The organism is Mesorhizobium sp. WSM4849, assembly GCF_055811385.1.
Genome location: NZ_JBVVPW010000072.1, coordinates 1 through 8870, shown reverse-complemented (window position 1 = coordinate 8870; position 8870 = coordinate 1). Strand labels below are relative to the sequence as shown.

Annotated in this window: 5 protein-coding genes and 5 pseudogenes; 4 read left to right on the top strand and 6 right to left on the bottom strand. The window is 59.4% G+C overall.

Annotated elements, in window-relative coordinates; translation table 11 throughout:
• The 3 genes and pseudogenes from AC0L3L_RS35880 to AC0L3L_RS35870 form a co-directional block, all read right to left on the bottom strand.
• Complete coding sequence (locus AC0L3L_RS35880) at positions 1–360, bottom strand: transposase (protein ID WP_473642062.1); 360 nt, start codon at positions 358–360, stop codon at positions 1–3.
• Between the two features lie 153 nt (positions 361–513).
• A complete protein-coding gene (locus AC0L3L_RS35875) occupies positions 514–981 on the bottom strand; it encodes an IS110 family transposase (protein WP_473642060.1) in 468 nt (155 codons plus the stop codon).
• Between the two features lie 112 nt (positions 982–1093).
• Positions 1094–1371 (bottom strand): annotated as a pseudogene (locus AC0L3L_RS35870) (IS21 family transposase); the annotation flags it as partial.
• A gap of 304 nt (positions 1372–1675) precedes the next feature.
• On the opposite strand from AC0L3L_RS35870, the pseudogene AC0L3L_RS35865 reads away from it, so the two are divergent.
• Both AC0L3L_RS35865 and AC0L3L_RS35860 read left to right on the top strand, forming a co-directional pair.
• Positions 1676–1911: pseudogene (locus AC0L3L_RS35865) on the top strand (integrase core domain-containing protein); the annotation flags it as partial.
• A gap of 85 nt (positions 1912–1996) precedes the next feature.
• Positions 1997–2260: pseudogene (locus tag AC0L3L_RS35860) on the top strand (transposase); the annotation flags it as partial.
• Between the two features lie 238 nt (positions 2261–2498).
• Here the strand turns inward: AC0L3L_RS35860 and AC0L3L_RS35855 are convergent.
• Entirely contained in the window at positions 2499–3551 is a 1053-nt protein-coding gene (locus AC0L3L_RS35855; protein ID WP_473642058.1) for an IS110 family RNA-guided transposase, read from the bottom strand.
• A gap of 66 nt (positions 3552–3617) precedes the next feature.
• On the opposite strand from AC0L3L_RS35855, the pseudogene AC0L3L_RS35850 reads away from it, so the two are divergent.
• Positions 3618–4432: pseudogene (locus tag AC0L3L_RS35850) on the top strand (DDE-type integrase/transposase/recombinase); the annotation flags it as partial.
• A gap of 415 nt (positions 4433–4847) precedes the next feature.
• Here AC0L3L_RS35850 and AC0L3L_RS35845 read toward each other — a convergent pair.
• Entirely contained in the window at positions 4848–6299 is a 1452-nt protein-coding gene (locus AC0L3L_RS35845) for an amidase (protein ID WP_473642056.1), read from the bottom strand.
• On the bottom strand, positions 6296–6661 hold the full coding sequence (locus tag AC0L3L_RS35840) for a hypothetical protein (RefSeq protein WP_473642053.1): 366 nt from the start codon (positions 6659–6661) through the stop codon (positions 6296–6298). The genes AC0L3L_RS35845 and AC0L3L_RS35840 overlap by 4 nt, the downstream gene beginning before the upstream one ends.
• A gap of 851 nt (positions 6662–7512) precedes the next feature.
• On the opposite strand from AC0L3L_RS35840, the pseudogene AC0L3L_RS35835 reads away from it, so the two are divergent.
• Positions 7513–8454, top strand: a pseudogene (locus tag AC0L3L_RS35835) (IS110 family RNA-guided transposase).
• Positions 8455–8870: the final 416 nt, after the last annotated feature.

Below are 8870 nucleotides of genomic sequence, written 5' to 3'. Positions count from 1 at the left end.
TCAGGGGGCGGTTATTTCTCGGAACGAGGGGGCGAGATCATTTCGGAATCGGGGGGCGACATCCCTCGGAATTTGCATTGTGAACGAGGCGATCCAGAATCGCGTCGCCGAGGGTGTCCGCAACCACGACCCACGGCCCCGGTTCATCATGACGGTTGCGGCCTGGCATAAGGCGCGGCGTAAATGGGCGTCACCGGCTTTGGTGATACCGCCTGTCACGTCGCGCTCGCCGGACTGCTGCCGTGAAGGGGTGAGGCCGACCCACGGGCCGACTTTCTTCGACGACGAGAACCGAGCCGGACCATCCACGGCCGACTTGAAGGTCAATGCGACCACCGCGCCGACGGCCGGCATGGTCATCAGCAAGCGGCAGGTCGGGTCGTCAGTGCTAGGCTGCGCACATGCCGCTCCAGTCGTGCCAGTTCAAGGCGGGGGGTGGCACGGGCGCGAAGCATCGGCTCGGTTGCCGCCACAAGCGTAGTGTTGCTGGCAACCAGTTCCTGAATGCGAGCATCAAACCGTCCTTTGGAGATTGCGCCGACTTTCAAGCCGAAGTTCCGCAATAACCCGCGCAAGGACATTTCCAGAGCGATCACACCCTGCTGGATGGATTTCCGCGCCCCGAGGAGTGCGCGGATCTCCTGGGCAGACACCGACTTGCAAATGTAGCAGCCGGGCAATACCTTCAGCATCGCGCCGGTCTGTCTTGATCGGCATGGCTTTCAGAGCACCCTTCACTTGCCGGGTTTCCATCAGAACCACTTCCAGGCCGGCTTCGGTAAGCCCACGGTGCAGCCATTGCGACAACGGCCCGGCTTCCATCCCGATCATCGCAATTTCGCCCTGTTGCTCCAGCGCGAATTGCGTCAGCGCCGCGGGATCGCTGCCGACCTCAGCCTCCTTCACGATCTTGCCGTGCTCGCTGACAACGCAGACCGCAGTCTTGGCGAGTGAGACATCCAACCCAATGAACAGTTTCATCCCGTAATCCTCCTGTCAGAATCAGATACGGGAGCGTCGGCGGCGACCGGTCAGCATGCAATCGGTAACGGGCAGCGCACGACGCAGGCCCCGTTACAGCATCTCATCATGAAACAATTGCCTTGTCCTTCGGGCGTCTCGGCCTCGCCGCGAGGACCGCGGTGCCGGAATGGCTCGCCATCTCGGCATAGGTCCGGTTGAGACCGGAGTCGTAGCGATCGGGGTTGTGACGGCGGCCTTGAGATTGTCGCAGACCACGAACTTCGGCACGCCGCCCAGAAAGGTGAAAAGGTTCGTATGAACACGGATCCAGTCGGGCAGGCTCTCGCTCGGGCACGCCTCGGCGTAGGTATGGTTGGAGGCGCCCATCGCTGCGACAAACAGCTTCAAGGTACTGCTCAACGTGGGCTTCGCCTAAATCCCGGGGATCGTGCCCGTTGCCCAACGTGCCAATCCATCAGGTCTCGGAACAGGCTGAGCGATCGCCAGGTGCAACCGAAGCCTTCCTCCGACAATCTGGCCGCGTAAACCTGTGAAAACTTGCCATGGGGGCCATGAATCAGCTTCCGATACAGCGTGCTGCTTTGCAGGTACTCATTCGCGTTCATGTGTCCTCTCCTTCGCGCCAATCGCGACGGAGAGACCCTAATCTATGCCGATCCTGCAGCGGCTAAGCCATGAAAAACGTGGGAGGAAAACCCTGTTCCTCGGCCTCGACCTGCCCGAACAACCATCGCCGAATGGGCAGACGACTACAACCGATCGCGCCCACATTCGGCGCTCGGATACCTCACGCCTGCGGCTTATGCCGCCAATCTCACCGCAACCGACGATCGGCTGCGCAACCCCGACCAGCTCCGCCGATCACCCGTTGCTCAACCCGCGCCATACGGCGTAAAACCCGCCGAGGCTCTAACTGCAGCCGGATGAACATTCGGTGGCAGGTCACGTTGACCTTGCCCCTCTGATCTAATCCGGTTTGAAGTTCGTTCTGGCCCATCGAGAGGACCAGGACATGAAACGCAGCCGCTTCTCTGAAGAGCAGATCATCGGAATTTTGAAGGAACACGAGGCCGGGGTATCGGTTGCCGATCTGTGCCGCAAGCACGGGGTCAGCGACGCCTCGATCTACAAGTGGAAGGCCCGCTTCGGCGGGATGGATGTCTCCGAGGCTCGGCGACTGAAGGCGCTGGAGCACGAGAACACGCGGCTGAAGCGGCTTCTGGCCGACGCCATGCTCGACAATGCCGCGTTGAAGGATCTTGTGGGAAAGAATGTATGGTCCGCCCCGTCCGTGCAAGGGTTCGCGACATCGCCGATGACGATTCCAGTTGCATAAATGTATCCGGCCTCTCGCGAGTGGGCTGCTGTTGCAGCCAGGCCATGATGAGATCCGCGCACGCCGTTCCCAATAAATGGTTCGGGCACGAAGCCCGCTTTTTTGCACAGGGCTTACGGCATGCTGATCCCCTGTTTCGTCATCGCTATTCCCGAGCCTTGCAATCGAGCCGGAAGCGTCAGGCGAATGCAGGATCCCTGCGTTCGTAGAGCGCTCCCGGCTTGGTCAGGACAACCCAGACAATGCGCGCCATCTTGGCGGCGAGTGCGACAACGGCCTTGTTCGGGTGCATCCGGCTCTGCAGCCCATCAAGCCAGCTTCCAAGGTGATCCCGGGTTCGATCCAGGTGTCGGAAGCAGGACCGCGCGCCATGAACGAGGAGCTTGCGGACGTAGCGATTCCCGCGCTTGCTGATGCCGAGGAGCTTCTGCTTGCCCCCGGTCGAGTGTTCCCGCGGGACAAGGCCCAGCCAAGCGGCCAGATCGCGGGCCTTCTGGAACTGGCGCGCATTGCCGACGGCCGCAAGAAGGGCGGTGGCGCCCAGCGCTCCGATTCCGGGGATCGTCATAAGCCGGCGGGCAACATCTTCTCGATCTGCAATCCCAGCGATCTCCCTCGTCACGTCGTCGATGCGCTGCTCCAGCCGGCGTAGGTCGGCGAACAGGTCCGAGAGCAGTTTGCGCATCGCCGGCGAGAGGTCGTTCGACGCGTCATCCAGAACCAGTGGCAGGTCGAGTTTGAACAGGCCCGCTCCCTGTCTCAACGCGATTCCATATTCCAGGCAGAACGCTCGCATCTGGTTGATCAGACGGGTTCGCGTGCCGATCATCTGGTCGCGTACCCGATGCAGCGCCTGGAGGTCAGCTTGTTCCTCGCTCTTGATTGCTGCGAACCGCATTGTCGGCCGAGTGGCCGCTTCGGCGATGGCCTCGGCATCGATAATGTCGCTCTTGTTCGACTTCACGTAGGGCTTCACGAACTGCGCTGGGATCAGGCGAACCTTGTGCCCCAGAGCATGCAGTCTCCTGGCGATCCATTGTGATCCTGCGCACGACTCCATCCCCACGACCGCTGGCGCTGCTCGTTCAAAGAATTGCAGCAGCGTGTCGCGTCGGAAGCGAGCTCGCTGGATGGGCTCGCCGCCGCTATCCAGGCCGACGACGTGGAAGATGTTCTTGCCGATATCGACTCCATAGACTGCCGCAAGGTGCGGCGCATTGCGTAGGGACATTGCAACCTCCTTTGGTGGGACCGCCCCGAATGATGCTGCGGGAGGACGGGGCGGACCATCCCATTAATGGTGACGCCCGCGGCCAAGCGGAAAGCTGTCGCTCGCCTGAAGGAAGGCTTCGGGATGAGCGAACGGCGGGCGTGTAAAGCCATCGGCTGTTGCCGCATGACGGTTCGCTACGAGACCAGCAGGCCGGACGACCGCGAGGTTCGCGAGCAGATGAAGGCGATCGCGCAGGAGCGACGCCGGTTCGGCTACCGGCGTCTTCTCGTGATGCTGAGGCGGGAGGGCCTGGTCGTGAACCACAAGAAGCTGTTCCGGCTCTATCGGGAGGAGAAGCTCGCCGTTCGCCGCCGTGGCGGCCGCAAGCGGGCGATCGGGACCAGGGCGCCGATGCTGGTGCCGCTGAGGCCCGACGAGCGTTGGTCGCTTGACTTCGTATCGGACCAGCTCACCGACGGGCGCCGCTTCCGCATCCTGGCCGTCGTCGACGACTGCACGAGAGAGTGCCTGGCACTCATCGTTGATACGTCTCTCTCGGGCATGCGGGTTGCCCGCGAATTGGACCGGCTCATCACCGAGCGGGGCCGGCCGAGGATGATCGTCAGCGACAATGGCAGCGAGTTCACCTCGAACGCCATCCTCGCCTGGGCAGATCAGAACCGCGTCGAATGGCATTATAGCCCCTTCTTCTCATTCGGCGGCTTTTTCCACAGCCGCACTCCCAACTCGCCTGGCAGACACCGGCCGAGTTCGCTACCACCTTCAATCCGCGACGGTCGCTCGCGCTGCGCTATGCCAAAGGCTCCGCGCCAGCGGCCGTCGCTTCACCCGCCCAGCAGGGCACAACCCACGCCGGAAACGAACTCAAAACTGGATAGAAACTGGGGGCAACGTCACTACATTCTGGGGCGGCTGCGCAACCAGACCTTCTTCTCGCTGACCGAGGCCAATAAGGCCATTGCCCAGGCACTCGATCGCATCAACGACCACGTCATGCGCCAGCTGGGCGTCAGTCGCCGGCAGCTGTTCGAGACCGTCGAGCGGCCGGCTTTGGCCAGTCTTCCACCAGAGGGTTAACGAGTTTGCCGAATGGCGTTTGGCCCGCGTCTCAACGGATTACCACGTCGAGTTCAAGACCTTCTTCTATTCCGTGCCCTGGATCCGGACATTCGGCGACGGGGGGCGTTCGACACCGGGCAGATCACGGGCCACCATTTCGATCGGATAGCGGTGGTTCATGTAGGTCGGTGCACTCATCGTCATGGGGCGCTGTTACCTCAATTTCCTTACCGCTCAATCAATGTGACCACCCACACTCGATATCTTATCTTGAGCCGGCAACATTGGACGACGCTTATGCCAATCGGTTTCTTGTTGATAAGCGTCCGCTAATTTAAGAATATCTGCCTCACCGAATGGGCGCCCTGTAAAGGAGAGACCAATCGGCAGACCGTTTGGATCGAAACCGCAACTCACGCTTACGGTTGGAAGGCCAAGGTAGTTGAAAATCCCGGTATTGGCCCAAACCTTAGCCGCCTTACCTTCACCGACAACTGACTGATGCTCTATATTGGTTTCCGCCAATGTCGGAATGCAGGTAGGGATTGTCGGCGTCGCAAGCACGTCAACCCTGCTGAAAACTGCTTTTGAAAACTCCCTCAGAATAGGTCCGCGCCGAGACAGAGCCTCCAAATAGTAGGTTGCGGGAATAGCATAGCCCGGGTAGACCCATGAAATATCCGGGCTCAAATCCTGCGGACGGCTGCGCATCCATTCGGCATGAATGGAGGCCGCCTCGACACTATCAACCACCCCACCGTATGCCAAGATCGCATCAATGAAGGGCACTGGAACGCACTCCACTTTGACGCCACGTCTGGCTAGCAACCCGACTGCGTTGTCAAACGCGATTCCAACCGAATGATCCACGTTGTCCAGGAAATATGTCTCAGGCACGCCGATCTTAATGCCGTCGGCCTTGCCCTTTAGTGCCTCCTCATAAATCGGCACACTCTCGGTCGAACTGGTTGGGTCTAAGGGATCATGTCCCGCGATGACAGAAAGAATGCGGGCACAATCCCGCGCTGTGCGTGCAAGAGGACCGACATTGTCAAGAGAGAAGGATAGCGGCATCACACCATGGCGGCTAACGCGTGTTTGTGTCGGCTTGATGCCCGTGACACCACAGGCTGCCGCTGGTAGTCGAATCGAGCCGCCCGTGTCGGATCCAAGTGCCGCATAGGTCATCCGCGCGGCTACGGCCGCACCTGATCCCGAGGAAGAGCCGCCAGGCACATAGGCCGGATTCCAAGGATTGTGACAGTCGCCGAATTCCCTGTTGTGACCAGTTCCGCCGCCTGCAAACTCGGTCATGTTGAGACCGCCGAAGCTATAGGCACCCGCCGCGTCCATGCGGGCAAGCACCGTAGCTGTCGCCAGGGGCACAAAATCCTTACGGATTCTCGAGCCGCAAGTGCAAGGCTTTCCTTCCCGATAGAACATGTCCTTATGAGCCAGAGGGATTCCATGCAGGGGACCTAGCCAATTACCCTTCTCGAGTGCTTCGTCTGCCTTGCGCGCGAATTTGCGAGCGCCCTCATAGTCAAGCCAGATGAAAGCGTTAAGTTCTTCCCCTGCAAGCTGGATTTGAGCGAAGCACGCATCGAGGAGCTCAAGTGAAGAAACCTTTCGGTCACGAATAGCGTCGACAGCCTCGGTTAAACTGAAATCAGTCAGATCGCTCATCGCTCCAGTCCCTTCGCCTCCATAAGCGCTGCGTTGAAGCTCGCCGGCTCGTCCTCGAAGCGCACGGTGCCGCGCATGCTTTCGATCTTGTGGATCTTTTTCTCAAGCTGGGCGGCAGCAAGTCCTGCATTCTCGTTAGGCACCGAAATGCCGTGCCATATGGCGATCCACAATTCAACGAGGTCAAGAAATTCGCTGGGTTCCTCCCTCCCAACGCCGGCCGAGGTTCCGGGCGGCGGAAGAATTCCATTGGACATCGGCAGTTCCTCCCGTTTTCCGGATTTTGTGGCCGTCGCGTCAATGGCGGGATGACGGTGTTTCATCTCAGCAACTTTCTGTTGATCAACATCGCACTCCTCCACCCGAGCCCCAGCTTCCGCAAGTCTCGGCGATAACACGACCAATACCGGAGGCCGCGGCGGAGACGATAGCTCGGCGACAGAGGCATGGGGTCATTGTGCTCTTAAATTTCTTGAGGTCGGAAATACGATCTCTACGAGCGTCGCTAGAGTCAAATGTTGTTTATAGATTCAAGCCATCGCGAATTCAGATACTTTACCGAGCCGACGTCACACGGTGCATGCAGAGTTCAACGTCTCTTATCGGGCGCGCGTTTATTGCCAACAGTTGCTGGTTTGGCAACTTATCAGGGCCGCGCGGACGCGCCTCGGTTTAACTCAGGTCCTACCGGGGGCAAGGCGCGACGCCGGCCCTCACTTTGCCGAACCTATATCCGCGCCGCTTTCGGCGCACGCGACCCCTGCACCGCATCCGCGCCCACGCCATGCCTGTCATGGCCACGGCCTGATTGAACGCCCATAGCGGCCACCCGTGCCGGCGGCTTAGTCCAACACGTTTTTAGCTCACCGTCGCGATCCACCTCAGCGCGCTCTCGCCACCGCCTTTCTCCGCGACGCCAAGCTAAAAACGCGCTGCATTATGTGGAGCGCCACATAACCCTTCAGCGGTGTGGTCTACGTCTTCCGAGCGAAGCAGATTAGGTTGTCTTGTCTTATGACTTTCCAAGCCGTTTGGTCCAGTAAGAGATGCCCGATCCGGGGTGGCCACTCCGGATCGGGCGGAAGGGGATGGATCGAAGTTGTCTAGGTCGTTGAGGACCGTCGATTAGTATGATCACCCCTTTCTTTTCCATCAGGCCTGAACGGAAACCGGGGCTTTGGGCCCGGATGACAAGATTAGGATAGCGGAAAAGATGAGCGACACCCTACCACAAACCATCGGCATCGATATCTCAAAAGCAACACTCGATGCTCATGCCTATCCTGCAGGCAGTAACCAGCAGTTTGCCAACACTGCCAGTGGCCATAAAGCCTTAATTGCATGGCTGGGAAAATGGTCAGTCGAGCGCGTGGCATATGAGGCGACTGGTGCTTACCACCGGGAAATCGAGCAAGCTCTGACTGATCTGCCTTGCGTCAAGCTCAATCCTGCTCGTGCGCGGCGCTTTGCCCAAGCAGCTGGAACCCTGGCCAAGACCGATCGGATCGATGCAGTGATGCTGGCCCGCATGGCTAGCACAATGCAGCCACCCGTGCGCCCGGCTATAAACCCCGAACAGGCAAGGTTGGCCGAACTGATCAGCGCCCGCGATGGTCTGATGCGCGACAGAACCGCACTTAAAAACCAGGAGAAAAACCTGACGATTCCGCTTCTAAAGCGTCAGCACAAGCAACGCCTCAATCAGATCGATCAGCATATAACCGCTCTCGATGCCGAGCTCGCAACACGCATTGCGGCCGATCCCCAGCTTGCCCGTCGGCATGAAATTATCTCCAGCATAGCTGGCCTCGGCCCACGCACTGCCAACCAGTTGGTCGCCACTATGCCAGAGCTCGGATCCCTAGATAACAAACAGGCCGCATCCCTAAGCAGGACTCGCTCCCGTCGCCCGCCAATCAGGACAGTGGAAAGGCAGAAGCTTCATCCAGGGTGGAAGGGCCAACGTTAGACGCGCACTCTACATGCCCGCTCTCGTCGCTGCCCGCTTTAACCACGACCTCAGGGAAAAATATCAGCACCTCATTGCATCGGGCAAGCCCGCCAAAGTCGCCACGTCGCGGTTATGCGCAAGCTTCTCGTAACCGCCAATGCGCTCGTCAAAGCCGATCGCATGTGGGTCGAAAAACATGCTTGATCACAAAAGAAACTTGTCGCGCGGTAAGATGCAAGCCCTTTTGGACGTCGGGGCTGTCGTTTTCCGGGAGCAGTGTCGTCTTCGCGGTCGACATATAGTCGCCGCATGATAGAGCTCCGCGGACGAGCCTTCAATGTGGATGACGCACTTTTTTGCTGAGACAGCGGTGCAACCCCATCAGCGGAATGGCTCGGCTCACGTCCCGGCCGGGACGTCTCAGGCGCTCAGATCCTGAACGCTATTCGCAAAATTTCATGCTGTGGCGCCTGCATTTCGATCAAAGAACTCACCGGTCTTGAGCATCTAATGCATAATCACCGCCAGTTTGCGCGCCACAGCTGCGTATTTCGCAAAAACGGGACAGTCGTTCCGCTAAATCGCGGACAGCAGTTTCACTAAGTCGCGGACAGCAGGAT

Bases quoted from the DNA above. Each gene is read 5' to 3' on its own strand.
- AC0L3L_RS35855 (WP_473642058.1), bottom strand. From the start codon at position 3,551: ATGTCCCTACGCAATGCGCCGCACCTTGCGGCAGTCTATGGAGTCGAT.
- AC0L3L_RS35880 (WP_473642062.1), bottom strand. From the start codon at position 360: ATGACCATGCCGGCCGTCGGCGCGGTGGTCGCATTGACCTTCAAGTCG.
- AC0L3L_RS35845 (WP_473642056.1), bottom strand. From the start codon at position 6,299: ATGAGCGATCTGACTGATTTCAGTTTAACCGAGGCTGTCGACGCTATT.
- AC0L3L_RS35875 (WP_473642060.1), bottom strand. From the start codon at position 981: ATGAAACTGTTCATTGGGTTGGATGTCTCACTCGCCAAGACTGCGGTC.